This is a genomic window from Kitasatospora sp. NPDC022856 (assembly GCF_055561235.1).
The window spans coordinates 1-24113 of the sequence record NZ_JBVHHE010000036.1 but is presented as its reverse complement, the minus strand read 5'-3'; the positions used below and the strand labels follow the sequence as shown (position 1 = coordinate 24113).

The following is a 24113-nucleotide window of genomic DNA, read 5'->3' as shown; positions in this document are numbered from 1 at the left end:
TGTTCTCCGGACCCCGCTAGTCGTTCCCCTCGCTCCGCTCGGGGAAGTGACACGCCACCTGGTGCCCGGTCTTCAGCGCCGCCAGCGGCGGCTCCTGGACCGCGCAGACCTCCTGCGCCTTCCAGCAGCGGGTGCGGAAGCGGCAGCCGGACGGCGGGTTGATCGGCGAGGGCACGTCGCCCTTGAGCAGGATCCGCTCGCGGCGCTGCCGGCGGCGCGGGTCCGGCACCGGCACCGCGGACATCAGCGCGGTGGTGTACGGGTGCATCGGGGACGCGTAGAGCGAGTCCCGGTCGGCGATCTCGACGATCTTGCCGAGGTACATCACCGCGACCCGGTCGGAGACGTGCCGGACCACCGAGAGGTCGTGCGCGATGATCAGGTAGGTCAGGCCCAGCTCGCGCTGGAGGTCGTCCAGCAGGTTGACCACCTGCGCCTGGATGGAGACGTCGAGGGCGGAGACGGGCTCGTCCGCGATGACCATCTTGGGCCGCAGGGCGAGCGCCCGGGCGATGCCGATGCGCTGGCGCTGGCCGCCGGAGAACTCGTGCGGGTAGCGGTTGTAGTGCTCGGGGCTGAGCCCGCACAGCTCCAGCAGCTCCTGGACGGCCTTCTTGACGCCGCCCTCGGTCTGCACCTTCTGCAGCCGGAACGGCGCGCCGACGATGGTGCCGACGGTGTGCCGGGGGTTCAGCGAGGAGTACGGGTCCTGGAAGATCATCTGGATGTCGCGCCGGAGCGGCCGCATCGCACCGGTGCCCAGGTGGGTGATGTCGGTGCCCTCGAACTCGATCTTCCCGCCGGTGGGCTCGTCGAGACGGGTGACCAGCCGGCCCATCGTCGACTTGCCGCAGCCGGACTCGCCGACGACGCCCAGGGTCTCCCCCGCGTTGACGGTGAAGTCGATGCCGTCGACGGCCCGGACCGCCCCGGCGTTGCGGCGCAGCAGGCCGCCCTTGATCGGGAAGTGCCGGGTCAGGCCGGTCACCCGGAGCAGCGGCTCGCGGTCGGGGGCGGGCGCGGGCGCGGGCACCTTCTTCATGGGCTCGGGGGCCGCCGCCTGAGTGTCCGTCATCGGTTCTCTCCAGAATGGTGGTACGAAACCGGGCTCACAGCCGGGGCGCGATCTCTTCGGTGAAGATGCGGCGCCGGTCGGCGGCGGCGAGGTGGCAGGCCGCGTGGTGCCCGGGCGCTGCCTCGGTCAGGACGGGGACCTCGTCGGCCGAGCGCCCGCCGGTCAGCCCGGCGTACGGGCAGCGCGGGTGGAAGGCGCAGCCGGACGGCACGTTGATCAGGCTGGGCGGGGTGCCCTTCACCGGGACGAGCCGCTCCTGGAGCTCACGGTCGAGACGCGGCATCGAGCCCAGCAGGCCCCAGGTGTAGGGGTGCTGGGGCGCGTCGAAGAGGGTCTCGGCGGGGCCGCGCTCGACGCACTTGCCGCCGTACATGACCAGGATGTCGTCGGCGAGTTCGGCGACCACCCCGAGGTCGTGGGTGATGACGATGACGGCCGAGCCGAACTCCTCCTGGAGGTCCCGGATGAGGTCCAGGATCTGCGCCTGGACGGTGACGTCCAGCGCGGTGGTGGGCTCGTCGGCGATCAGCAGCGACGGGTCGTTGACCAGGGCCATCGCGATCATGGCGCGCTGGCGCATGCCGCCGGAGAACTGGTGCGGGTAGTCGTCCACCCGGCGGTCGGGCTGCGGGATGCCGACCCGGTCGAGCATCTCGACCGCGCGGGCCCGGGCCTGCTTCTTGGTCGCCTGCGGGTGGTGCACCCGGTAGGCCTCGATGATCTGCGCCCCGACGGTGTAGTAGGGGTGCATCGCGGTCAGCGGGTCCTGGAAGATCATCGCCATCTCGCGGCCGCGCAGCTGGCGGACCCGCTCGGGGCCGGCCGCGACCAGCTCCTCGCCGTCCAGGTGGATCTCGCCGCTGATCCGGGCCCGCTTGGAGCGGTGCAGGCCCATGATGCCGAGCGAGGTGACCGACTTGCCGGAGCCGGACTCGCCGACGATCCCGAGGGTCTTCCCCTTGTGCAGGTCGAAGCTGACCCCGTCCACCGAGCGGACCAGGCCGTCGTCGGTGTCGAAGTGGATCCGCAGGTCCCGGACCGAGAGGAACGGGTCCCCGGTCGCGGCGGCCACCGGCGCCGGGGTCTTCTGGAGCTCGGTCACGACAGCCTCACCCGGGGGTCGACAGCGGCGTACAGGAGGTCAACCACGAGGTTGCAGAGGACGATGAAGAAGGCGGCGAGCAGCGTGACGCCGAGGATCTTCGGCAGGTCGTTGTCGGAGATCGCCGAGACGGCGAAGGCGCCGACGCCCTGGAGCGAGAAGACCTGTTCGGTGATCAGCGCACCGCCGAGCAGCAGACCGAGGTCCATGCCGAAGATGGTGACGACCGGGGTGAGCGCGGAGCGCAGCCCGTGCTTCACGACCACCTTGCGCTCGGCCAGGCCCTTGGCCCGGGCGGTGCGGATGTAGTCCTCGCTCATCGTCTCCAGCATGCCGGCGCGGGTGAGCCGGGCGTAGAGCGCGGAGTAGAGGAAGGCCAGCGAGATCCACGGGAGGATCAGGTTGCGGGCCCACATCAGCGGGTCGTCGGTGAAGTTGACGTACTGGAGGTTGTCGAGGATCGGCCACTCGTAGCTGAAGAGCGTGAGCAGCAGCGCACCGGTGAAGAAGACCGGCAGCGAGACACCGGCCAGCGCGACGCCCATGGAGAGCCGGTCGAAGATCGACTTCGGCTTGAGCGCGGAGATGACACCGGTGGTGACGCCGGAGACCAGCCAGAGCACGGCGGCGCCGATGGCCAGCGACAGCGTGATCGGGATGCGCTTGGTCAGCTCGGGCCAGACCTCCAGGTGGTTCTTGAAGGAGTAGCCGAAGCAGGGCACGTGGCAGGTGGCGGCGTCCGGGCCGAACTTGTACTCGGCCCCGGTGACGAGCGCCTTCAGGAAGCGCCCGTACTGGACGTAGATCGGCTGGTCGAAGCCGAGGTTCTTCTTGACCGCCGCGACCGCCTCGGGGGACGGGTTCTTCCCGATGTACTGCGTGGCCAGCTGGTCGGTCGTCTCACCGGCCAGGCGCGGCAGCAGGAAGAAGATCGCGAAGGTGACCGCGCTGACCACCAGCAGCAGCACCACGGCCGCGAGCGTCCTGCGGAGGATGTAGGCAAACACAGTTGGTCGGCTCCGGCGGCCCGCCGCCGTCCGGGATCTTCCGGACGGCGGCGGGCGCCGCTGCCTTCACCTGCCTTCAGGGATACGGAGCCAGGCTCTTACTTGGTCGTACCGATGTTCAGGTAGTCGTACTCACCCGAGAAGGCCGAAGTGGAGACGACGTTGGTGGCGGTGTCCGAGCGGTACAGGAACACCTTGAAGTAGGTCAGCGGGACGTAGACCGCCTGCTCCATGACCTTCTTGTCGATCTCCGCGTAGATCTTCTCGCGGGCCGCCTTGTCGGTGTTGACGGCGGCGTCGTCGAGCAGCTTGTTGATCGCCGGGTCGTTCAGCGAGGCCAGGTTGCTGTTACCGGCCTCCTTGATGGCGCGGCCGTCGACGATCTGCTGCAGGAAGCCGTAGCCGGTCGGCCAGTCGGCGCCCCACTGCATCATCATCAGGCCGATGTTCTTCTCCTTGTTCTTCGCCGGCACGCCGACGTTGTCGGAGAGGTACTTGCCCTGCGGGTACTGCTGGATCTCGGCGTTGATGCCGACCTTCTTCAGCGCCGCCTGGATCGAGGTCGCGGCGGCGATCTCGGTGGCGCGCTCGGTCCGGGCGCTCAGGACGGTGTTGAAGCCGCCCTCCTTGCCGCAGGCCTTGAGGGCTTCCTTGGCCTTGGCCTCGTCGCCCTTGTTGTCCTTGGTCTCGTACAGGTTGATGTCCTGGTGACCGGGGATGTCCGCCGGCAGGACGGAGTTGGCGATCTGGCCGCGGATCGGGCCGCCGACCGCGGTCTGCACCGAGACCTTGTCGATCGCGTACTGCACGGCCTTGCGGCACTCGACGTTGTCGAACGGCGCGACCTGGCTGTCGATCGCGGTGTAGACCAGGCGGCCGCCGTAGGCGTTGTCCGTCTTGGCCTTCAGCTTCGGGTTCTGCAGGATCTGCGCCTGGGTCTGCGGGTCGACGCCGCCGCCGACGAGGTCCACCTGGGCGTTGCCGGCCAGCAGGTCCTTGTCGATGGTGGACTGCTCGATGTTCATCTTGAGCACGATCTTGTCCGCGAGCTGCTTGCGGATCGTGTCGGTGCTCGCGTCCCAGCTGGTGTTCGGCACCAGGGTGAGCTGCTTGCCGTCCTCGTAGGACTCGAACTTGTAGGAGCCCGAGGCCATCGGGTGCTTGACGTAGTCGGCGCCCTTGTCCTTGTCCTTGGGGACCGGGACGGTCTGCGGGGCCGAGACCAGGTAGTCGAAGTCCGCGAAGGCGTGCTTCAGGTGGAAGACGACGGTCAGGTCGTCCGGCGTCTCGATGGACTTGAGGTCGCCTGCCGCGTCCTTGTACGGGCCCGCGTACGGGGTCGGGTTGTCGACCAGGAGGTCCTTGAAGTACGTCGGACCGTTGGAGAACACGTCCGGCGCGAAGTTGGAGCGCTCCACCGCGTACTTCACGTCCTTGGACGTGATCGCGCTGCCGTCCTCGTACTTCAGGCCGGCGCGCAGCTTGTACGTCCAGGTCAGGCCGTCCGCGCTGGGCTGGCCCATGGACTCGGCGAGGTCCGGGACGAGCTTGTTGCCCTCGTCGCCGGGGCCCGGCGCGAAGGTGGTCAGCGGACGCCCGTACAGGCGCGAGAAGTTGTAGATGTAGGCGTAGTACGTGTTGCCGGGGTCGAGCGAGTCCGGCGTGCCCTTCATCTCGTAGGTGACCGTCCCGCCCTTCTTGTCCGAGGCGTTGACGATGCCCTTGGTGGCCGCGTCGGCGCCGCCGCCGGACGCGGCGGAGGACGACGAGTCGCCCCCGCTCTTGGATGAACCGGAGGTACACCCGGTGACGACCAGGACAGCGGCGGCGGCCACTGCGGTCAGTCCGACGGTACGGGACCTACGCATGGTGAGATCAACCCCTTGAGGAAGTGGTGGCGGATCGGAGGGTCCTGACGGAATGTCAGTTGCTCTTGGGATCGAGGGCGTCACGCAGCCCGTCGCCGAGCAGGTTGAAGGCGAGCACCGTGAGGAAGATCGCCATACCGGGGACCACCATGTACTGGGGGTCCACCTGGTAGTACTTGATCGCGTCGTTGAGCATCCCGCCCCAGGAGGCCTGCGGGGCCTGGATGCCGACGCCGAGGAAGCTGAGGCCCGCCTCGAAGAGGATGTTGGTCGGGATCAGCAGGGTCGAGTAGACCAGGATCGGACCGACCAGGTTGGGCAGCAGCTCCTTGAACAGGATGAACGGCCCCCGGGCGCCCAGGCTGCGGGCCGCGTAGACGAACTCGCGCTCACGCAGTGAGAGGGTCTGGCCGCGCACGATCCGGCCCATGTAGGGCCAGTTGAAGAAGCCGATCACGAAGATCAGCACGCCGATGTGCAGCGGGAGGCCGTGCAGGCCGAACGCGCCGCCCTGGAGCGAGGCGGAGATCGCGATGGCGAAGAGCAGCAGCGGGAACGCCAGGAAGACGTCCATCACCCGGCTGATCAGGGCGTCCACCCAGCCGCCGTAGTAGCCGGCCATCACGCCGAGCACGGTGCCGAGGGTGTTGGAGAGCAGCGTCGCCCCGAAGGCGACGAGCAGCGAGACCCAGGAGCCCTCGATGACCCGGGAGAGCAGGTCACGGCCCTGCAGCGGGTCCACGCCGAGCGGGTGGTCGACGCTCATGCCGCCCCAGTCGCCGAACGGCAGACCACCGAGGTTGGCGTCCAGGAGGTCCTGGTTGAGGGCGTCGGGGTCCAGGCCGAACATCGACTCGATCGGCTTGGCCAGCACGGCCAGCAGGACGAGCAGGATCACCACGACGGCGCCGGCGACGGCGGCCTTGTCCCGTTTGAAACGGGTCCAGGCGATCCGGCCGAGCGAGCGGCCCTCGATCTTCGTGGCCGGGCTCGCGGCGGCGGCTGCCTCCGGCGTGTTCCCGGCGGTCTTGATGGGTGCGGTCATGGTCAGTTCGGTCCCCTCGCCGACGGTGGCCGGCCCACGGGTGCCGGTCGCCGGTTCGGCGGTACGGCTGGTGCGGACGTGCGGAGGTTCAGGTGCGGGTGTTCAGCGGTGCGACGTGCTCGGGTACTGCGGCCGCGCGGGATGGGCGTCGCGAGGCTCAAGCGGTCCGCCAGCGCGTTCACCCTCGTGGGGCACCCAGTACGCGCGGTGCGTTGCGCAGAACTCTCTGCCATCCGAACTGGCTTGCGCCAGCCCTGACAACCGAGAGATGCCCAACTGTGATCTGTCGGCATGCACCTCTGGATCTTCGGCATATCCCTCTTCACACAGCTGTTACATGCATGTCAAGAGGCTGCACCGAACCAGCCGGAAATCCGACCGGAAATGCCAGGACCGACATGACGGATCGTCATGTCGGTCCTGGTGGAGGGCTTTGGGTGCATACACCCGGACTACCCGTTACCGCGCCGAGAACACCCGAACATCCGTGCTTGCGACAGGTGTCCGAAGTGCCCGTAGTTGGGACACGAACACCTGGTCTGCCCGGAGTTGCGGCACGGTCGCCGGAATGCCCGGCGTGCGGTACCGGCGCCCGAATGCCCGGAGCCCCGGCACGGGCGGCGGAACGCCCGGCGTGCGGCGCGGGCACCGCGGCCCGCCGCGTCGACCGTGCGGGCGTCAGCGCCCGGGGTAGCCGGGCCAGGGCTGCGGCGGCGGCGGCTGCTGCCCCGGCCACACCGGGCCGGGCGCCTGGGTGCCGTAGCCGTACGCCGGGCCCGCCTGCGAGGCGTAGGGCGGCGGCGGCACCGGCGGGTACGGCGCGGCCTGCGAGCGGCCGTGGCCGCCCGCCTCGCGGTCGTAGAACGGCCGCGCGTTGGCCCGCATCCAGAGCGCCACCGGGTCGTACTCGTCCCCCATGGCGACGGTGGAGACCGCGAGCCCCTCCGGCGCGACCGCGATCGCGCGCTGCATCAGCGCCCGGACGGCCTCCACCGTGGGCGGCGAACTCTCGTACAGCTCAAGTCCGATGGCCAGGTACGGTTCGCCCACGGAGGGCTGCACCCAGGCCCGGCGCAACGCCTTGACCGCCCGCACCTCGACCGCCTGCCGCTCCAGCAGCGCGAAGAACTGCTGGGCCTGCACCTGCGGTTCGCTCAGCTTCAGCGGCCCGGCCGGCAGCCGGTCCAGGCCGGCCGCGATCCGGCGCAGGTCCGCCCAGGGCACCCCGACGCCGCCGCCGGGGGCGTGCGGGTTCAGCCAGAGGCCCCAGCGGGTGCGATAGAGCGAGGCGGCGATCTCGCGCCCCGAGATCACCTCGTGCGCCCGCGCCCAGCCGGACGCCGCCAGCTGCTCGGGCGAGGTGACGGCCGGCGCGTAGCCGTGACCGCTGATCTCCATGTTCCCGTACTGGGCGTCCGGACTGCCCGGCGTACCGTGCCAGAGCAGCATCCAGACCTGCCCCGCGGCCAGCGCGTGCAGCAGTGCCTCGTACGCCTCCCAGCGTTCCGGCGCGACCTCGCGCAGGGCGTGCTCCAGCGCTCTCGGATCCGCGCCGGGGCGCCCGGCGGGTGCCTGGCCCCAGGGCCCCGGTGCACCGCCCGCTACCGCTCCCGCACTCATGCGCCCACCTCGCTGCGCCTCTTCTTCTCTCACCTGCCGCCGGCCCGGCGGTCATCTGCAGGCACCCTATGGGGCGCCACCCGCCACCGCCACGCCGACGTGCCCGGCGGTGGCCTCCGGCCCGGTGCCGGGCGAGGAGGAACGCGTCACATCCGTGCGTAGAACGGCTGGACCCGGTTGAGCAGCCACTCGACCACGGGGTCCTCCGCGAGGTCGAGCAGTACGAGGTGGACGCCGCCGGGCAGCGGCGCGGTTCCCAGCGCACGGCCCAGGGCCTCGTTCACGGCGGCCGGTTCGGCCGGGGCCGCCGGATCGAGCTGGACGCCGACGAACATCACCGTCGGCTCGCCCTCCACGCTGGCCAGCGCCCGCCTGGCGGTCAGGACGCCGGGCAGGCCCGAGAGCTCGTACCGGCAGGCGGCCAGGAAGGCCTCCGGGTCCTCGCCCGGCACCGGTTCGCGCAGCGCCACCCGGCCGCCGGTCGGCGCCTCCGGGGCGTCCCAGCGGTCCTCGCGCGGCCCGCGCCGCAGCTCGGCGACGCCCTGCGGCGGCACCGGGATGCCCACCGGCGCCTCCGGGTTCACCGCGATGCCCACGCCCAGCGGCAGCCCGCGGGCGAACTCCCAGACCGGCGCGATCGCGAAGGCCATCCCGGGCGCCTGCTGGAGGAGCACCTCCTGCGAGGAGAAGACCGGGACGTAGGGGTCGCCGGCCAGCTCGATCGTCGGCAGGTCCAGGGCCTGGCCCTGCGGGTCGCCGCCGGCCGGCAGCGGGATCCACACCTGGCTGCGGGCGAGCACCTCGAACACCCGGGGGGTCGCGCCGGGATCGCCGAGCGCGGCCGTGAGCACCTGCTCCAGCTCGTTCGCGGGCCATCCACCGCCGGTCGGCGCCGCCTCCGGGCCGCCCCACCCCTGCTGCTGCTCCACCGGGTACCCCATCCGCCGCTGTACCGTCCTCTGTCCGCCGACGCCGAGCAGCCTAGCGGGCCCGCGGCCGGGGCCGCGGTGCGCGCCGGTACCGGTCGGTACGGGGCCGGGGCGGTACCGGTGGGCTACCGGTGGCGGGTGCGGGCCGGGCCCGCCGGACGGGGCCGGGCCCGGGGCCCCTCTCCCGTCTTCCGCCGGGACGTGCCATGATGTCCGCGTCTGCGGGTGTTCCCCGCCGAGAACCTCAACTCCATACCGGCCGCTCGAACCCGCGCGGGAGAGTCCGGAGTACCCCCGAGAGGCGGTACAGCCGGCGCCGAAGGAGCAAGTCCTCCCCGGAATCTCTCAGGCCCCCCTACCGCACGGGTTAGGCACATCTGGAAAGCGGCGCACGGCCCTGTCGCGCGCCCACCCACGGTGCAAGCCGCCATGCTGTCCTGTTAGCTGTGAAGCGCTGCGGGCCCGCGTGCGGTGAAGCTCTCAGGTTCGACGACAGATGGGGAGACCCAGCCGCCGCATGCCCGCGCGCAGGCTCGGTCCCCGAGCGGGTCCGGTCCGGCGTGCGCACACCTGAGTGCCCAGACCGAGGAGTTCCAGGCCATGTCGTCCCTCCGCCTCACCGCGCTCGACGCGCTGCACCGCGCCCTCGGCGCGACCATGACCGACTTCGCCGGCTGGGACATGCCGCTGCGTTACGGCAGCGAGCGCGAGGAGCACCTCGCCGTCCGCACCAAGGCCGGTCTGTTCGACCTCTCCCACATGGGCGAGATCACCGTGACCGGCCCGCAGGCCGGCGCGATGCTGGACCACGCGCTGGTCGGCTTCGTCTCCGCGCTCGGCGAGCTGCGGGCCCGCTACACCATGATCTGCGCCGAGGACGGCGGCATCCTGGACGACCTGATCGTCTACCGCCTGCGCGAGGACGCCTTCCTGGTCGTCGCCAACGCCTCCAACGCCCAGCTGGTGCTGGACGAGCTGATCGCCCGCGCCAAGGGCTACGACGCCGTCGTCACCGACGACCGCGACACCTACTCGCTGATCGCCGTCCAGGGCCCGGAGTCCACCGCGATCCTGGCCGACACCACCGAGGCCGACCTGCCCGGCCTGAAGTACTACGCGATCCTCCCGGCCCAGGTGGCCGGCCGCGACGTGCTGCTCGCCCGCACCGGTTACACCGGCGAGGACGGCTTCGAGATCTTCTGCAACCCGGGCGACGCCGCGCACATCTGGACGGCGCTGACCGAGGCCGGCACCGGCCGCGGCCTCGTCCCCTGCGGCCTCTCCTGCCGCGACACGCTGCGCCTGGAGGCCGGCATGCCGCTCTACGGGCACGAGCTCTCCACCGACCTGACCCCCTTCGACGCCGGTCTCGGCCGGGTGGTCCGCTTCGACAAGACCACCAACGAGGGCGCGTTCGTCGGCCGCAAGGCCCTGGAGCAGGCCGCCGCCGCGGCCGAGGCCAACCCGCCGCGGGTGCTGGTCGGCCTGGTCTCCGAGGGCAAGCGCGTGCCGCGCGCCGAGTACACCGTGGTGACCGCCGACGGCGAGCCGATCGGCCGGATCACCTCGGGCGCGCCCTCCCCCACGCTGGGCAAGCCGATCGCGATCGCCTACGTGGACGCGGCGCACGCCGCCCCGGGCACCACCGTCGCGGTGGACGTGCGCGGCAAGCACGAGCCGGTGCAGGTCGTGGCGCTGCCGTTCTACAAGCGCGCCCGCTGACGCCCCTCGGGCGCGCCCGCCGAGGCCTCACGAGCGCGCCCGCCCGGGCCTGACCACCCCGAAGATCCACGTCGAAGCCGTCCGTCCGGCGGCCCGCTTCGTCGTACCCGCTTCCCATCCTGGAGAATGACGCCATGAGCAACCCCCAGCACCTGCAGTACACCAAGGAGCACGAGTGGCTGACCGCCGTCGAGGACGGTGTCTCCACGGTCGGCATCACCGCCCACGCCGCCGACGCGCTCGGTGACATCGTCTACGTGCAGCTGCCCGAGGTCGGCGAGACCGTGACCGCCGGTGAGACCTGTGGCGAGCTGGAGTCCACCAAGTCGGTCAGCGACCTGTACTCGCCGGTCACCGGCGAGATCACCGAGGTCAACCAGGACGTCCTGGACGACAACTCCCTGGTCAACAGCGCCCCGTTCGAGGGTGGCTGGCTGTTCAAGGTGCGCGTCGAGTCGACCGACGAGCTGCTCAGCGCCGACGAGTACAACGCCCTGACCAACCCGGCCTGAGCCGGCCGTTCGGGGTGGCCGCAGTGCGGCGGCCGCCCCGGCCACCGGGCCTCCTCCGCCCTCCGGTCGCCCGCCGCCACCCTTCCGTGGGGCGTGCCAGGCGCGGCACCTCCTTCTCTCCTCCCTGGGAAGACCACACCATGACGGTTCTCAACCAGTCCCTGCACTCGCTCGACCCGGAGATCGCCGCCGCGGTCGACGCCGAGCTGCACCGCCAGCAGACCACCCTGGAAATGATCGCCTCCGAGAACTTCGCCCCGGTGGCGGTCATGGAGGCCCAGGGCTCGGTGCTGACCAACAAGTACGCCGAGGGCTACCCGGGCCGCCGCTACTACGGTGGCTGCGAGCACGTCGACGTGGTCGAGCAGATCGCGATCGACCGGATCAAGGCCCTGTTCGGCGCCGAGCACGCCAACGTCCAGCCGCACTCCGGCGCGCAGGCCAACGCCGCCGCGATGTTCGCGCTGATCCAGCCGGGCGACACCATCCTGGGCCTGAGCCTGGCCCACGGCGGTCACCTGACCCACGGCATGAAGATCAACTTCTCCGGCAAGCTCTACAACGTCGCCGCGTACCACGTGGACGACAAGACCGGCCAGGTCGACATGGCCGAGGTCGAGCGCCTCGCCAAGGAGCACCAGCCGAAGCTGATCATCGCCGGCTGGTCCGCCTACCCCCGTCAGCTGGACTTCGCCGCGTTCCGCCGGATCGCCGACGAGGTCGGCGCCCTGCTGATGGTCGACATGGCGCACTTCGCCGGTCTGGTCGCCGCGGGCCTGCACCCCAACCCGGTGCCGTATGCGGACGTGGTCACCACCACCACGCACAAGACCCTGGGCGGCCCGCGCGGCGGCGTCATCCTCTCCAAGGCCGAGTGGGCCAAGAAGATCAACTCCGCGGTCTTCCCCGGCCAGCAGGGCGGCCCGCTGGAGCACGTGATCGCCGGCAAGGCCGTCGCCTTCAAGGTCGCCGCCTCCGAGGAGTTCAAGGAGCGCCAGCAGCGCACCCTGGACGGCGCCCGGATCCTGGCCGAGCGCCTGCTGCAGGCCGACGTCGCCGAGGCCGGCGCCTCGGTGCTGTCCGGCGGCACCGACGTCCACCTGGTCCTGGTCGACCTGCGCAACAGCCAGCTCGACGGCCAGCAGGCCGAGGACCGGCTGCACGAGGTCGGCATCACGGTCAACCGCAACGCCATCCCGAACGACCCGCGCCCGCCGATGGTCACCTCCGGCCTGCGGATCGGCACCCCGGCCCTGGCCACCCGCGGCTTCCAGGCCGAGGACTTCCGCGAGGTCGCCGACATCATCGCCGAGGCGCTGAAGCCCGCCTTCGACGAGACCGTCGCCACCGCGCTGAAGGCCCGGGTCGCCGCCCTCGCCGAGAAGTACCCGCTCTACCCGAACCTGTAGTTCGGACACGGGTGACCGGGCTCACCCCGCCTGGTCACCTGGGATTCCGGGGCACCGCGCACACTGGACAGTGCGCGCGGTGCCCCGTTCCGTGTCAGCACCCCGCCTGCAAGTCCTTCCACGAGACCAGACAAGGACGTCCTCCGTGGCCATCAGCGTCTTCGACCTCTTCTCCATCGGCATCGGCCCGTCGAGTTCCCACACCGTCGGCCCGATGCGCGCCGCCCGGATGTTCGCCCGCCGCCTGAAGTCCGAGGACCTGCTGACCGGGGTGGCGAGCGTCCGCGCCGAGCTCTTCGGCTCGCTGGGCGCCACCGGCCACGGCCACGGCACCCCGAAGGCCGTCCTGCTGGGCCTGGAGGGCAACTCCCCCCGCACGGTCGACGTCGACCAGGCCGACCGGGACGTCGAGCGGATCACCGCCGAGAAGCGGCTCGACCTGCTCGGTGCCCACCCGATCGACTTCGACCCGGGCACCCAGCTGATCCTGCACCGGCGCCGCTCGCTGCCGTACCACGCCAACGGGATGACCCTCTGGGCCTTCGACGCCGACGGCGGCCTGCTGCTGGAGAAGACCTACTACTCGGTCGGCGGCGGCTTCGTCGTCGACGAGGACGCGCTGGGCGCGGACCGCGTGAAGCCGGACGACACCGTGCTGAAGTACCCCTTCCGCACCGGCGACGAGCTGCTCCGCCTCAGCCGCGAGACCGGCCTGTCCATCTCCGGCCTGATGCTGGAGAACGAGAAGGCCTGGCGCAGCGAGGAGGAGATCCGGGCCGGGCTGCTGGAGATCTGGCGCGTCATGCAGGAGTGCGTGCGGGCCGGGATGTCCCGCGAGGGCATCCTCCCCGGCGGCCTCAAGGTGCGCCGCCGCGCCGCCTCGGGCGCCCGCGCCCTGCGCGCCGAGGGCATCGGCCCGGCCAACGCCATGGAGTGGGTGACCCTCTACGCGATGGCCGTCAACGAGGAGAACGCCTCCGGCCGCCGGGTCGTCACCGCGCCCACCAACGGCGCGGCCGGGATCATCCCCGCCGTGCTGCACTACTACCTGAACTTCATCCCGGGCGCGGACGAGGACGGCATCGTCCGCTTCCTGCTCGCCGCCGGTGCGATCGGCATGCTCTTCAAGGAGAACGCCTCGATCTCCGGCGCCGAGGTCGGCTGCCAGGGCGAGGTCGGCTCCGCCTGCTCGATGGCGGCCGGCGGCCTCGCCGAGGTCCTCGGCGGCTCCCCCGAGCAGGTCGAGAACGCCGCCGAGATCGGCATCGAGCACAACCTGGGCCTCACCTGCGACCCGGTCGGCGGCCTGGTCCAGATCCCCTGCATCGAGCGCAACGGCATGGCCTCGGTCAAGGCCGTCACCGCCGCCCGGATGGCCCTGCGCGGCGACGGCCGCCACCACGTCTCCCTCGACAAGGCGATCAAGACCATGAAGGAGACCGGCGCCGACATGAAGATCAAGTACAAGGAGACCTCGCGCGGCGGCCTCGCCGTCAACGTCATCGAGTGCTAGGCAAGTGTGCCGACCTGCATGATTTCTCCGTCAGAGCTGCCAGGTCCCTCTCTGCGCACACGGCCCGAAGTGCCTGAAAGGCCCCTCGGACAGCTCTGAACCTCCCCGAGGGCTCCCTGGCAGATCCCTGGTCCGCACCATGCCGACCGGGGATTTCCGGTCTCGCGCCTGGCCTACCGCGACCTCCCGCCGGCCCCGGCAGGATGAAGCATTACGAACGGGCGCCGGAAGAGGCTCAAGAGCGATCCTCATGCCCAGAGCTGCCGCAACCTCGGCAAGGGTGCCCAGGGTCGGATTGACGTGGCCTGCCGAGGAGAGCCGCCGAACAGTGCGATCGCCCGCGCTCCGAGGAGGCGGCCGTCACGTCCCGCACCGGAGTGCCCGAGCCGCATCCCCCTCCGGGGGCGCGGCTCAGGCGTTTCGGCGGGCGGACTCGTTCTCCTGGGCCAGCCGGCGCAGGGCGAGCAGGGCGGGCTCCAGCAGGACGGTCAGGAGCAGGGCGCGTTCGGCCTGTTCGAGGGGGTCGTCGCTGGTCCGGAGCTGGTCGAGGTCGAGGACGGCGGTGCGCGCGGCGAGTTCCGCGTAGGGGAGCAGGGTGTGCCGGTCGACGGGTTCGCCGAGCGAGCGGAGGGTCTCCAGGGTCTCCCCCAGCACTGCCCGGGCCGGCGCGTACGGCGAGACCTCCCAGCCCAGCTCCGCGATCAGCGCGTCGACCTCCGCCGCGCCCGGGGCGGCGGCCGGCCGGGCCGCGTCCTCGTCGGCCGGCCGGGCGCCGACCGCCAGGCCGAGCACCTGGTGCTGCTCGCCGCCGTGCGCGGCGATCGCGCCCAGCACCTCCTTGGTGGCGCTCACACTGAGCCCCCGCACCCCGATCAGCGCCCGGACCAGCCGCAGCCTGCGCAGATGGGTCTCGTCGTACTCGGCCTGGGTCGCGGAGGTGGAGCGGCCGGGCGGCAGCAGTCCCTCGCGCAGGTAGTACTTGATCGTCGCGATCGGGACCTCGCTACGACGGCTCAACTCCGAGATGCGCACGGTGCTCCGCTTTCCCCTAGCTATTGGATACCTCTACTGTCTAACATAGATAGTGCCACTACCCAACAACGGAGGCGCGTCAGCCATGCCCACGATTCCCTGGATCACCCCGCACCCGGCCACTCCCGGCACGCAGGCCGTCGTGATGGCCTCCCGGTTCGAGGTCCGCTCGCTCGCCGACGTCCCGCGCTTCCTCCTGAAGTCCTACGCCGTCTGGCGCCAGATCCAGTCCGCGCCCGGCGCCCTCGGCGCCTCGCTGATCGCCCGGCCGACCAAACGGACCTTCTACACGCTGTCGGCCTGGGAGAGCCAGGAGGCGCTCCAGGACTTCGCCCGCGCCGAGCCGCACCGCTCGATCATGACCGGCCTGCGCTCGACCATGCGGGAGTCCGTGTTCACCTACTGGCAGGCCCCGGTCGAGCAGCTCCCCGTCGGCTGGCCCGAGGCCCACCGCCGGCTGGCCGAGCAGCAGGCCACCCGACCGGCCGGCTGACCCGCGGAGCAGCCTAAGGGGGGTGCAGCCGAAGGGGGCGCGACCGGAGCGGCCGCGGCCGGAGCTAGCGGAGGATCTGCGCCGGTACGTCGGTGGCGCGGGTGAAGACCGAGACGGGGTACTGGGTGTCGCAGTACTTGTTGCCCGTCGAGACGATGCCGATCACCACGCCGTCGACCACGAGCGGCCCGCCGGAGTCGCCCTTGCAGATGCTGTCGGCCGTCCCGGGCCGGGGGCTGCCGCAGACCTTCAGCCGCGGGGAGTCGCCGGGGCCGGTGTAGGGCTCGCAGCCGGACAGCGGCGAGAGCGTGAGCGCGGCCTTCTTCAGGTGGGTCCCCGGGTCGCCGTCGCCCGTCCGGCCGAAGCCGTAGACGGTCGCCGTGCGGCCGTACCGGTACAGCGCCTCGTCCCGGTTCGTCGCGACCCGGACGGTCCGCGCGTTCAGCGGCCGGTCCAGGGTGAGGACGGCCGAGTCGTGGTCCAGGGCGGAGGTGTACCGGGGGTCGACCGCGGCGCTCCGCACCCGCCGCACCTGCCCGCCGTGGCCGGTCAGGTCGGTCCGGCCGGCGATCACCCGCAGCGTGGTCGGGTCGTCGGCCTCGGCCACGCAGTGGCCGGCGGTGAGCACCTTGGTGGGGGCGATCAGGGCACCCGTGCACCACTGCTCGCCGCCGGCCGTCTCCAGGGCCACGACGAACGGGTTGGCGGCGGTGGTGGTGTCGGTGCCCCCGTGGACGGCGGCGGCCGGGGTGGCGGCGACGGCCACCAGGGCGGCGGAGGCCAGCAGGACGGTCAACGGGCGTCGGTACGGCTTGCGCATCGGGTGGGCTCGCATCTCTCTCGGGCGGATCGCTCAGGGCGGAGGTCGTCGGGGCGAAGGTGGTCAGGCCGAAGGGGCGAAGGGGCAAAGGGGCAAAGGGGCAGCGGGCCGAAAGGGGCACCGGCGCTCGCGGTTCCGGTACCCACGATCGGGTCCCACCGCGGATCCCGGGCCGGCGGACCGGGCACCGGCGGCGGGTGGGCGGGCAGAAGCCCTGACGGGGGCGGGCGGCACGGCACCCGGACCCGAAAGTGGCGCAGGGAGCCACCGCGTTGACGCCCCGGCCGACGGGCGGCCCCTCAGTGCCGCACGGCCCCCGGCCCGGTGAGCCGGCAGCGGCGGGGCACCGGACGGACCGGGCCGCGGCAGTTGCCCCCGGTCCGCGCCACCCGACCGGAGCAGCGCCGGGCGCCACCGCCCGGCTCCGGCCGATCGGCCACCGGGCGGCCCCCGTCCGCACCGGCCCGGCACGGGCCCGGCCGCCGGAGCAGCACCCGGAGGGCGCCCGCCCCGAGCAGGAGCAGCGCGCAGGTGATCAGGATTCGGTGGAGGTGGACGGACACGTGGCTGCTCTTCTCCGCTGAGGACTCGGTCGGTACGGGCGGGCCCCCTCGGCCGAAGGGCGGACCGCCGCTGCACCGCACAGTGGCCCGGAAGGCGTCCCGGCCGCCAGACCCCCCGGGGAGTTCGGGACGCTGGAACGGCGACAGGTAGCGTGATCTGCGGATTCGGTGCCGCCTGGAACGCCGGACCGGAACGAGGGGGGCGCCGGATGAGCGTGGAGACCGACGAGTTCGCGTCGATGCTGAGGGAGCTGAAGGACCGTTCGGGCCGCAGCTACGGCACGCTCGCCACCCGGCTGCACGTCAGCACGTCCACGCTGCACCGCTACTGCAACGGCGCCGCCGTCCCCAACGAGTACGCGCCGGTGGAGCGGTTCGCCCGGGTCTGCGGGGCGGGCGCGGACGAGCTCGTCGAACTGCACCGCCGCTGGATCCTGGCGGACGCGGCCCGGCGCCGTGAGCCCGCCCGCGAACCGGTCCGGCCGGAGCCCGCCGAGCCGCAGCCGACCCCTGTGGTCACCGTGGCCCCTGAAGCCCCCGACGCCCCGCTTCCGGCGACCGCCCAGGAGGCGACGCTGCCGCCCGTCGACGCCCTGCACTCCGCGCGCAGCCCCCAGGGCGACCCCGCCGACGGCGAGACCCGGCGCCGCAGGCTCCCGTACCCGCGGATCCTGCTGAGCGCGGCGGCCGTGGCCCTCGTCGCCGCCGCGATCCCGCTCCTCGTCCCGAGCGGGCACGGCGGCACCCCGTCGGCGGCTCCCCCGTCCCCGACCGCCGCCGGCGCCCCCTCCACCCCGGCGGCCCCGGCCCCGGTCGCCGGGCCGCCGTCCGCTCCGGCGTCCGACACGACCCCTGCCGCGACCGCCACCGCGACGAGCGCGGCCACCCCGGCCCCGTTCCAGGTCACCGTCCTGACCGACAACTGGGGCAGCCCCTGCGGCCAGTGGTTCCTGACCGCCAAGGCGCCGCGCTCGGTGCCCGCGCCCCCGAGCCCCAAGCGGACGGACAGCTGGGCGGCCGCCCAGGAGGCCGTCCCCGCCGGGCACCTGCGGCTGCAGGTGACGGCGCAGGGCGACTCCGCCGTCCCGGTCGTCCTGCACGCCCTCTACGTGCACGTGGTCAGCACCCGCCCGGCCCCGAAGTGGAACGCGTACACGATGGGCTCCGGCTGCGGCGGCAGCATCACCCCGGCGGCCTTCTCGGTCGACCTCGACGCGGCGGCCCCCCGGCCGGTGGCCGTCCCCGCCCAGGAGGGCGAGGTGAAGGCCAAGACCGTCTCGGACTTCCCCTACCGGGTCTCGGCCACCGACCCCCAGGTGCTGAACGTCGAGGCCGGGACCGCCGGGCAGGACGTCAGCTGGTACCTGGAGCTGGAGTGGAGCAGCGGCAGCAGCCACGGCACCCAGACCGTCAAGGACGCCAACGACAAGCCCTTCCGCACCATGGGCCTGAAGGGCGCACCGGGCTACTTCTACCAGGACGACCGCGTGGGCTGGACCCCCACCTCGACCGAGGACTGACCCCGGGCCGCGCCCCCACGCCGGGAAGGCCGGCCACCCGGAGCGGGTGGCCGGCCTTCCCGGCGGACGGGCGGGGCGTCAGGCGGCCAGCGTGGCCTCCTCCGCCTGGGCGTCGGCCGGCGCGGCCTTCCTGTCCCGCATGACCAGGGTGGCGAGCAGGGCCGCGGCGAGGACGCCGACCGCGCTGATCGTGAAGGTGGTCGACATCGAGGAGGTGAAGGCCTCCCGGGCGGAGTGGACCAGTCCGGCGTCCCCGCCGGCGGCGGCCAGGGCGTCGCCGATCGAGCGCTTGGCCTGCGCGGAGCTGTCGGCGGGCATCTCCCGGGCGAACCGGCTGGAGAGCAGGGAGCCGAGGATGGCGATGCCGAGCGCGCTGCCGGCCTGCTGGATGGTGTCGTTCAGGGCGGAGCCGACGCCCGCCTTCTCGGCGGGGATGGTGCCCATCAGGGCGCCGATGGCGGCCGGCATCGCCAGCCCGGCGCCGAGGCCGAGCAGGCCGAGGGCGACGGCCGGGAGGGTGAACCCGGCGTCGGCGGAGACCGTGCTCAGGAGGCCGAAGGCGGCGGCCATGAGCAGCATGCCGACCAGGACGAGCAGGCGGTTGCCGATCTTCGCGGCGAGCCCGGCACCGGCGCCGTTGCCGATCAGCGCGGCCACGGCCAGCGGCACGAAGGCGAGGCCCGCCTTGACCGGGGAGTACCCGAGCACGAACTGCAGGTACTGGGTGAGGACGAGCAGCAGACCGCCGTTGCCGATCTGGACGAGGGTCAGCGAGAGCGAGCCGCCGCTGAAGTTGCGGTGCTTGAACAGGGCGAGCGGGACCATCGGCTCGGAGGTGACGTTCTCCCAGATCACGAACCCGCCGAGCGCGACGACGGCGACGATCAGGGTGACGGCGGAGCGGCCGTCGAAGGCGCCGTGCTGCGGGATCTCGATGATCCACCAGATCATGGCGGTCATGCCGACGGCGGAGAGCACCGCGCCCAGCGGGTCGGCCTTCTGCCAGGGGCCCTTCGACTCCGGCATGAGGGTCAGGGCGGCGACGACGGCGAGGACGACGACCGGGACGTTGGTGAAGAAGATCGAGTGCCAGGAGAAGTGGTCGATCAGGACGCCGCCGAGCACCGGGCTGCCGACCAGGCCGAGCATCGACACCGAGCCCCAGGCCGCCATCGCCTTGCTGCGCTCGTCCTCGTCGAAGACGGTGATCAGGATGGAGAGGGTGGAGGGCATGATCAGCGCACCGCCGACACCCATCGCGACGCGGGCCGCGATGACCTCACCGGGGCTGGTGCAGTAGGTCGCGGCCAGTGAGGCGGCGCCGAACAGCAGCAGGCCGATGATCATCACCTTGCGGCGGCCGAACCGGTCCCCGAGGCTGCCCGAGGTGAGCAGCAGCCCGGCGAAGACCAGGATGTAGGAGTCGAGGATCCACTGGGTGTCCTGGGCGCTCGCCCCGATGGACTCCGTCATCGACGGCACCGCCACCGTGAGCGCCATGCCGTCGATCACCAGGACCAGCGTGCTGAGGCAGAGCACGACGAGGATCCACCAACGACGTGGGTTGCGGGTTTCCATGGGTTGTCCCTCCGAGTTGCGCACGCTGTTCCTTCGCTGCGCACACTGTACGCAGGGCGGAACAGTGTGCGCAACCCACTGCACCTGTACGCTGGATGCGCACGGCGTACGCAGGAAGATGTGAAGAGGAGAACCGCATGGCCACCAAGGCGAACCCGGCCCCGTCCGTCTGGGCACGGCAGCGGCGGGAGGCGGAGCAGCCGGCGCTCAACCGGGCCGCCATCGTCCGTGAGGCGATCGCCGTGCTGGACGCCGACGGCATCGACGCGCTCAGCATGCGCAAGCTCGGCGCCCGCCTGAACGCGGGCGCGACGTCCCTCTACCGGCACGTGGCCACCAAGGACGAGCTGATGGAGCTCGCGGTGGACGAGGTCTTCGGCGAGAGCACCGTCCCGCCCGCCGACAGCCCCGACTGGCGGGAGGCCGTCGCCGAGGCCGCCGAGTCCTTCCGCGCGACCGCGCTGCGGCACCCGTGGCTCGCCTCGGTCCTCGGCCAGGCGGGGCTCGCCTACCTCGGCCCCAACCTGAAGGCCTACTCCGAGCGCGTGGCCGCCCTGTTCGTCACCGCCGGGTTCCCCGAGCCGGAGCGCGCGATCGAGACCGTGATCACCTACGTGATCGGGATGAGCACGACGGAGACGGCCTGGCTGACCACGGTGGCCCGCTCCGGCCAGACCGAGGCCGAGTTCATCGCGGGCCTGATCCCCACCGCCCAGGAGGCGGCGGCCGACACCGAGTACCTCTCCGCCGCGTACGCGGCGGCGATCGGCGTCGACCCGGTGGCCCTGCGCAACGAGAAGTTCACCTACGGCCTGAACGTCATCCTCGACGGCCTGGCCCTACGCCTCCCCGACCCGAGGTAACCGCCGGTGCGGCTGGGTCACCTCCGCGACTGAGGGGGTTGCGGCTCGACCGACTACGGGCCCGGGGGTCAGGTGGCCGGGGTGGCCCGGGGAATCTGCGCCGGGGCCTCGTCCCCGTCGGCCTGTTGCGGCAGCGTGACGGTGGGCCGGTGGCGGAGGTCGGCGACCGTGACCCGGAGGACGGCGATCAGGGCGAACAGCATCAGGACGCCGTGGGCCGGCATCGACAGGTACGGGTCCACGTCGCGGTTGATGAACTTGAGGTAGCTGCCGAACGAGGACAGCTGCACCAGCACCGGCAGGTACCAGAGCCGCCGGGGCAGCTGGAAGGCCACGATCACGCTGAGCACGTCGGCTATGTAGAAGTAGCGCTCGTGCATCGACGGCAGCAGGAAGGGCACCGCGATCGCGGAGGCGGTGGCCAGCAGCAGGATCCGGGTGTCCGTGAGCACCCGCCGCCCCGCCTGGCCGGCCGCGGCGGCGCCGGCCTGCCGCAGGGCCCACACCGCGAGCCCCACCAGCGCCAGGACCACCACGCCGGCGACCACGACGCCGATGCCCCGCGCGGTGTCCTGGGCGTCCTGCGGGACGGAGACGAACTGGTACACCGACGGCGCGTAGAGCGTGAGGTCCTTGTACGTGTCCGGCTGCCGGGTGTAGACGGTCAGCAGCTGCCACGGGTCCGCGCCGAGCAGGAAGGCGGGGATGTCGAGGGCCACGTACGCGGCCACGGCGGCGAACAGGCTCCGCCAGGGGATCCGGTTCGCCAGGACGAGCACCAGCAGGGCGGGGAAAAGGAAGACGGCCTGGAGCTTGAACGCGAGCGCGATCCCGAAGAACGCGCACGCCCAGGTGGGCCGGTCCCGGAGCAGGTGGTAGACGCCGCCCACCAGGAAGGTCGTGAAGATCGCGTCGGCCTGGCCCCACCAGCCGCTGTTGGTGACGACCGTGGGCAGGAAGAGCACGACCACCGCGGCGCCGAGGGCGCGCCACGGCCGCTGCGGCCACCGCAGCTCCACGATGCGGAACACGTAGGACGCCAGGGCGAGGTCGAAGAGGATCGAGACCCACTTGATCCCGGCGAGCGCCGTCACCGGGAGGTAGGTGAGCGCGGCCATGAGGTAGAGGTACGGGACGTTGTAGTCCGAGAAGTCGGCGTGGCTGAGAGCGTTGAAGCCGCCGTTCTCGGCGATGTACCGGTACCACGGACCGAGGAAGTAGTAGTAGTCCGACGACTCACTGTCCAGCAGGAGGATCCTGACGGTCAGCGCGGCCAGCACCGCCGCTGCCGCGGCCAGCGCCAGGACGATCGGATCGGCGCCGTCACGGCGCGACTCCTCGGTGGTGATGTCGGACATCGCACTCCGTTCGGTTGTCCACGACGCCCCCGAGGCCGTGGACCGAAGATCATATATACAGACACAAGTGCGCTGAGCGAAGGGCCATCAGGGCACGAACAAGGGCAGGTCGCCCTGCGGAAGTGGACAAAGTGACGGGAGTGGCGGAAGTCGCGGAAGGGGCGGGAGCAGGAAGTCGGACCGGTCGACTTCCCACTACTCCGACTTGAGCTCGAACCAGACGATCTTGCCCACGTGACCCGGACCCCGGGGCCGGGCGCCCCAGGAGGCGGCGAGGGCCTCGACGAGTTCGAGCCCGCGACCGCCCTCGTCCTCGGGGCCGGCCTGACGGGGCTCGGGCAGGTCCGGGTTGGCATCGGCGACCTCGACCCGGAGCGCACCGCATTCCGTGACGGCGAACCGGACGCCGATGAGGCGGTCGCGCGGGCCACGGGCGTGGCGGCACGCGTTGGTGACCAGTTCGCTGAGGAGGAGCAGGGCCGTCTCGGTCGTCTCGTCGGGCACCCGCCAGGCGTAGGCCTGCCGGAGGAGTTGCACGCGGGCGTGGCCGACGCTGCGGGGGTGGCGGGGGAACATCCACTCGATGCAAACGGGCTGAGTGATCATCAGTGTCCTTGGCGCGGAGAGCCTTTGGCGTCACCCGCAGGAGCGGAGATCGGCCATTTCACGGTCCGAGAATCGGCTTCCGGGCTTAGCCTCGGTAGTGACACTGGCGATTCAGCGAGGGAGTGACCCGCTGGTCGACCGCATGAGGAGGGGTACGGGGATGAGCGCGCCCGCACAGCCGCCGATGGCTTGGAAGTACTGTGGCGATCAGATCAAGCGCTGGCGAGAGCAATCGGGCGTCACGCGGGAGCAGTTGAGCCAAGCGGCGAGCTACGACGTCGAGAGCGTCCGGTCGATGGAGGCGGGCCGAAGGAAGCCGTCGTTCAAGCTGCTTTCAACGGCAGATGAGTTGTGCAACGCGCGAGGGATGCTGCTCGGCGCCCAAGACTTCCTGAAGCCCGAGAAGTTCTCATCGTACTCGCGGGGCTACACGCAGGCCGAAAGTGAGGCGATCGCCTTCCATGCATACTCAGCACTACTCGTACCTGGTCTGCTGCAGACCGAGGAGTACGCTCGCGAGACGATCAGCAACTCCTATCCGCCACTGGACGACGAGACAGTCGACGCCCGAGTCGCGGGTCGCCTGCAGAGGCAGGAGCGGCTGAGGCTCTCACCGACAGTTCTCCATGGCTTCGTGATCTATGAAGCCGCACTCCGCGCATCGGTCGGCGACGCCGGCCTCATGAAACGCCAGCTCAACCACATTCTCGACGTGGGCAGACTCCGCAACGTCTCCATCCAGGTGCTACCCGTCGATCGCGCGGCATACGCCGCCCTGAACGGCCCGATGGTCCTCCTTGAGACTCCCGAGCATGAGCAACTCGCCTATGTCGAAGGACAGAACTCCGGAGTCCTCTACGCCGACCCAGAGCGAGTGAACATGCTCGCGCAACGCCATGGCATGATCCGCATGCAGGCCCTCAGCATTGAGGAGTCGGAAGCGTTCATCAGAAAGATGGCGGAGGAGCTATGAGCGCCAGGCTCGAATGGTTCAAGTCCAGTTACAGCACCACCGACGGCGGCGAGTGCGTCGAGGTCGCCACCTCCGCCCTCACCGTCCACGTCCGGGACTCCAAGGACAAGGCCGGGCCCCAGCTCTCCTTCTCGCCCGCCGCCTGGGGGGACTTCCTCGTCTTCGCGGCCGAAGCTCAGGTGTCGGGCGTCGAGTGACTTCCTAGTGGAACGGGTGGGTGAACACCCCCCACCCACCCTCCCAACCACCGCCGTAGCCAGCCCGTATGACTAATCGTCACCGGTCGCCACGGGCTGCGCACGCCGTGTAGCGTGCGCACCAACGAATCAACCCCCGCCGGTGCACCAACACCGAACGGGGGTCTGACCGACACGATCGAAAGCAGTCGATCCTGTGGCTACCCACGACTTTACTGACTTCGGCGCTTCAGGGTGATGGCGGTGGGAGGTCGAGGGAGAGGCCGGCCCCGGTGAGGAAGCCGTCGAGGATATCGGGGCGGTACTGG

General features: G+C 71.4%; 21 protein-coding genes and 1 riboswitch. Of the genes, 9 read left to right on the top strand and 12 right to left on the bottom strand.

The annotated features are described in order from the left end of the window. Positions 1-16: 16 nt before the first annotated feature. The 7 genes from ACZ34W_RS31480 to ACZ34W_RS31450 form a co-directional block, all read right to left on the bottom strand. Positions 17-1075 carry an ABC transporter ATP-binding protein gene (locus ACZ34W_RS31480; RefSeq protein WP_442906857.1) on the bottom strand — a complete coding sequence of 353 codons (1059 nt, stop codon included), beginning with the start codon at positions 1073-1075 and terminating at the stop codon, positions 17-19. A gap of 34 nt (positions 1076-1109) precedes the next feature. Beyond that, the gene (locus tag ACZ34W_RS31475) at positions 1110-2177 is read right to left on the bottom strand and encodes an ABC transporter ATP-binding protein (RefSeq protein ID WP_352295271.1); all 1068 of its coding nucleotides are present in this window, start codon (positions 2175-2177) and stop codon (positions 1110-1112) included. After that, positions 2174-3184, bottom strand: a complete 1011-nt coding sequence (locus tag ACZ34W_RS31470; RefSeq protein WP_329489696.1) for an ABC transporter permease — start codon at positions 3182-3184, stop codon at positions 2174-2176. Before ACZ34W_RS31470 ends, ACZ34W_RS31475 begins: the two co-directional genes overlap by 4 nt. A 98-nt stretch (positions 3185-3282) precedes the next feature. Further along, positions 3283-5052 (bottom strand): ABC transporter substrate-binding protein, encoded by a 1770-nt coding sequence (locus ACZ34W_RS31465; protein ID WP_329489695.1) that lies wholly within the window; start codon positions 5050-5052, stop codon positions 3283-3285. A gap of 55 nt (positions 5053-5107) precedes the next feature. Further along, positions 5108-6097, bottom strand: coding sequence for an ABC transporter permease (locus tag ACZ34W_RS31460; RefSeq protein WP_329489694.1), 990 nt, complete (start codon positions 6095-6097; stop codon positions 5108-5110). A gap of 678 nt (positions 6098-6775) precedes the next feature. Next, positions 6776-7717 (bottom strand): enhanced serine sensitivity protein SseB C-terminal domain-containing protein, encoded by a 942-nt coding sequence (locus ACZ34W_RS31455; RefSeq protein ID WP_465608955.1) that lies wholly within the window; start codon positions 7715-7717, stop codon positions 6776-6778. A 146-nt stretch (positions 7718-7863) separates the two neighbouring features. Beyond that, positions 7864-8658 (bottom strand): enhanced serine sensitivity protein SseB C-terminal domain-containing protein, encoded by a 795-nt coding sequence (locus ACZ34W_RS31450; RefSeq protein WP_465608953.1) that lies wholly within the window; start codon positions 8656-8658, stop codon positions 7864-7866. 252 nt (positions 8659-8910) lie between these two features. Next, a riboswitch (glycine riboswitch) is annotated at positions 8911-9017 on the top strand. Positions 9018-9246: 229 nt separating this feature from the next. On the opposite strand from ACZ34W_RS31450, the gene gcvT reads away from it, so the two are divergent. From gcvT to ACZ34W_RS31430, 4 genes are all read left to right on the top strand, one after another. Continuing rightward, positions 9247-10368, top strand: a complete 1122-nt coding sequence (gene gcvT / locus ACZ34W_RS31445; protein ID WP_329489691.1) for a glycine cleavage system aminomethyltransferase GcvT — start codon at positions 9247-9249, stop codon at positions 10366-10368. A gap of 134 nt (positions 10369-10502) precedes the next feature. Continuing rightward, positions 10503-10880, top strand: a complete 378-nt coding sequence (gene gcvH, locus ACZ34W_RS31440; RefSeq protein WP_329489690.1) for a glycine cleavage system protein GcvH — start codon at positions 10503-10505, stop codon at positions 10878-10880. 140 nt (positions 10881-11020) lie between these two features. Beyond that, the gene (glyA, locus tag ACZ34W_RS31435) at positions 11021-12289 is read left to right on the top strand and encodes a serine hydroxymethyltransferase (RefSeq protein ID WP_465608951.1); all 1269 of its coding nucleotides are present in this window, start codon (positions 11021-11023) and stop codon (positions 12287-12289) included. A 145-nt stretch (positions 12290-12434) separates the two neighbouring features. Beyond that, positions 12435-13802 carry an L-serine ammonia-lyase gene (locus ACZ34W_RS31430; RefSeq protein WP_329489688.1) on the top strand — a complete coding sequence of 456 codons (1368 nt, stop codon included), beginning with the start codon at positions 12435-12437 and terminating at the stop codon, positions 13800-13802. A 411-nt stretch (positions 13803-14213) separates the two neighbouring features. Here the strand turns inward: ACZ34W_RS31430 and ACZ34W_RS31425 are convergent, their stop codons facing one another. Next, on the bottom strand, positions 14214-14834 hold the full coding sequence (locus ACZ34W_RS31425; protein ID WP_329489683.1) for a MerR family transcriptional regulator: 621 nt from the start codon (positions 14832-14834) through the stop codon (positions 14214-14216). An 85-nt stretch (positions 14835-14919) separates the two neighbouring features. Between ACZ34W_RS31425 and ACZ34W_RS31420 the strand changes: the two genes are divergently transcribed. Continuing rightward, on the top strand, positions 14920-15327 hold the full coding sequence (locus ACZ34W_RS31420; protein ID WP_465608948.1) for a DUF3291 domain-containing protein: 408 nt from the start codon (positions 14920-14922) through the stop codon (positions 15325-15327). 64 nt (positions 15328-15391) lie between these two features. On the opposite strand, the gene ACZ34W_RS31415 is transcribed toward ACZ34W_RS31420, so the two are convergent. Next, positions 15392-16123: a S1 family peptidase gene (locus tag ACZ34W_RS31415; protein ID WP_465608946.1), complete on the bottom strand. Its 732-nt coding sequence runs from the start codon at positions 16121-16123 to the stop codon at positions 15392-15394. 796 nt (positions 16124-16919) lie between these two features. On the opposite strand from ACZ34W_RS31415, the gene ACZ34W_RS31410 reads away from it, so the two are divergent. Next, positions 16920-18230 (top strand): helix-turn-helix domain-containing protein, encoded by a 1311-nt coding sequence (locus ACZ34W_RS31410; RefSeq protein ID WP_465608944.1) that lies wholly within the window; start codon positions 16920-16922, stop codon positions 18228-18230. Positions 18231-18308: 78 nt separating this feature from the next. Here ACZ34W_RS31410 and ACZ34W_RS31405 read toward each other — a convergent pair whose 3' ends face one another. After that, positions 18309-19808 (bottom strand): MFS transporter, encoded by a 1500-nt coding sequence (locus ACZ34W_RS31405; protein ID WP_465608942.1) that lies wholly within the window; start codon positions 19806-19808, stop codon positions 18309-18311. A gap of 137 nt (positions 19809-19945) precedes the next feature. Between ACZ34W_RS31405 and ACZ34W_RS31400 the strand changes: the two genes are divergently transcribed. Continuing rightward, the gene (locus ACZ34W_RS31400) at positions 19946-20671 is read left to right on the top strand and encodes a TetR/AcrR family transcriptional regulator C-terminal domain-containing protein (RefSeq protein WP_465608940.1); all 726 of its coding nucleotides are present in this window, start codon (positions 19946-19948) and stop codon (positions 20669-20671) included. A 68-nt stretch (positions 20672-20739) separates the two neighbouring features. Here the strand turns inward: ACZ34W_RS31400 and ACZ34W_RS31395 are convergent, their stop codons facing one another. Both ACZ34W_RS31395 and ACZ34W_RS31390 read right to left on the bottom strand, forming a co-directional pair. Further along, complete coding sequence (locus ACZ34W_RS31395; protein WP_465608938.1) at positions 20740-22029, bottom strand: glycosyltransferase 87 family protein; 1290 nt, start codon at positions 22027-22029, stop codon at positions 20740-20742. Positions 22030-22224: 195 nt separating this feature from the next. After that, positions 22225-22635 carry an ATP-binding protein gene (locus ACZ34W_RS31390; protein ID WP_465608936.1) on the bottom strand — a complete coding sequence of 137 codons (411 nt, stop codon included), beginning with the start codon at positions 22633-22635 and terminating at the stop codon, positions 22225-22227. A gap of 160 nt (positions 22636-22795) precedes the next feature. Between ACZ34W_RS31390 and ACZ34W_RS31385 the strand changes: the two genes are divergently transcribed. Together ACZ34W_RS31385 and ACZ34W_RS31380 are read left to right on the top strand one after the other, a co-directional pair. Further along, positions 22796-23608, top strand: a complete 813-nt coding sequence (locus ACZ34W_RS31385; protein ID WP_465608934.1) for a helix-turn-helix domain-containing protein — start codon at positions 22796-22798, stop codon at positions 23606-23608. Continuing rightward, positions 23605-23805, top strand: a complete 201-nt coding sequence (locus ACZ34W_RS31380) for a DUF397 domain-containing protein (protein ID WP_465608932.1) — start codon at positions 23605-23607, stop codon at positions 23803-23805. Before ACZ34W_RS31385 ends, ACZ34W_RS31380 begins: the two co-directional genes overlap by 4 nt. Positions 23806-24113 lie beyond the last annotated feature (308 nt).

What these genes read in the sequence shown, in the direction of transcription:
- ACZ34W_RS31480 (WP_442906857.1), bottom strand. Translation starts at nt 1,075, where the DNA reads ATGACGGACACTCAGGCGGCGGCCCCCGAGCCCATGAAGAAGGTGCCC.
- ACZ34W_RS31465 (WP_329489695.1), bottom strand. Translation starts at nt 5,052, where the DNA reads ATGCGTAGGTCCCGTACCGTCGGACTGACCGCAGTGGCCGCCGCCGCT.
- ACZ34W_RS31460 (WP_329489694.1), bottom strand. Translation starts at nt 6,097, where the DNA reads ATGACCGCACCCATCAAGACCGCCGGGAACACGCCGGAGGCAGCCGCC.
- ACZ34W_RS31455 (WP_465608955.1), bottom strand. Translation starts at nt 7,717, where the DNA reads ATGAGTGCGGGAGCGGTAGCGGGCGGTGCACCGGGGCCCTGGGGCCAG.
- ACZ34W_RS31450 (WP_465608953.1), bottom strand. Translation starts at nt 8,658, where the DNA reads ATGGGGTACCCGGTGGAGCAGCAGCAGGGGTGGGGCGGCCCGGAGGCG.
- gcvT (WP_329489691.1), top strand. Translation starts at nt 9,247, where the DNA reads ATGTCGTCCCTCCGCCTCACCGCGCTCGACGCGCTGCACCGCGCCCTC.
- gcvH (WP_329489690.1), top strand. Translation starts at nt 10,503, where the DNA reads ATGAGCAACCCCCAGCACCTGCAGTACACCAAGGAGCACGAGTGGCTG.
- glyA (WP_465608951.1), top strand. Translation starts at nt 11,021, where the DNA reads ATGACGGTTCTCAACCAGTCCCTGCACTCGCTCGACCCGGAGATCGCC.
- ACZ34W_RS31420 (WP_465608948.1), top strand. Translation starts at nt 14,920, where the DNA reads ATGCCCACGATTCCCTGGATCACCCCGCACCCGGCCACTCCCGGCACG.
- ACZ34W_RS31410 (WP_465608944.1), top strand. Translation starts at nt 16,920, where the DNA reads ATGAGCGTGGAGACCGACGAGTTCGCGTCGATGCTGAGGGAGCTGAAG.
- ACZ34W_RS31405 (WP_465608942.1), bottom strand. Translation starts at nt 19,808, where the DNA reads ATGGAAACCCGCAACCCACGTCGTTGGTGGATCCTCGTCGTGCTCTGC.
- ACZ34W_RS31400 (WP_465608940.1), top strand. Translation starts at nt 19,946, where the DNA reads ATGGCCACCAAGGCGAACCCGGCCCCGTCCGTCTGGGCACGGCAGCGG.
- ACZ34W_RS31395 (WP_465608938.1), bottom strand. Translation starts at nt 22,029, where the DNA reads ATGTCCGACATCACCACCGAGGAGTCGCGCCGTGACGGCGCCGATCCG.
- ACZ34W_RS31390 (WP_465608936.1), bottom strand. Translation starts at nt 22,635, where the DNA reads ATGATCACTCAGCCCGTTTGCATCGAGTGGATGTTCCCCCGCCACCCC.
- ACZ34W_RS31385 (WP_465608934.1), top strand. Translation starts at nt 22,796, where the DNA reads ATGAGCGCGCCCGCACAGCCGCCGATGGCTTGGAAGTACTGTGGCGAT.
- ACZ34W_RS31380 (WP_465608932.1), top strand. Translation starts at nt 23,605, where the DNA reads ATGAGCGCCAGGCTCGAATGGTTCAAGTCCAGTTACAGCACCACCGAC.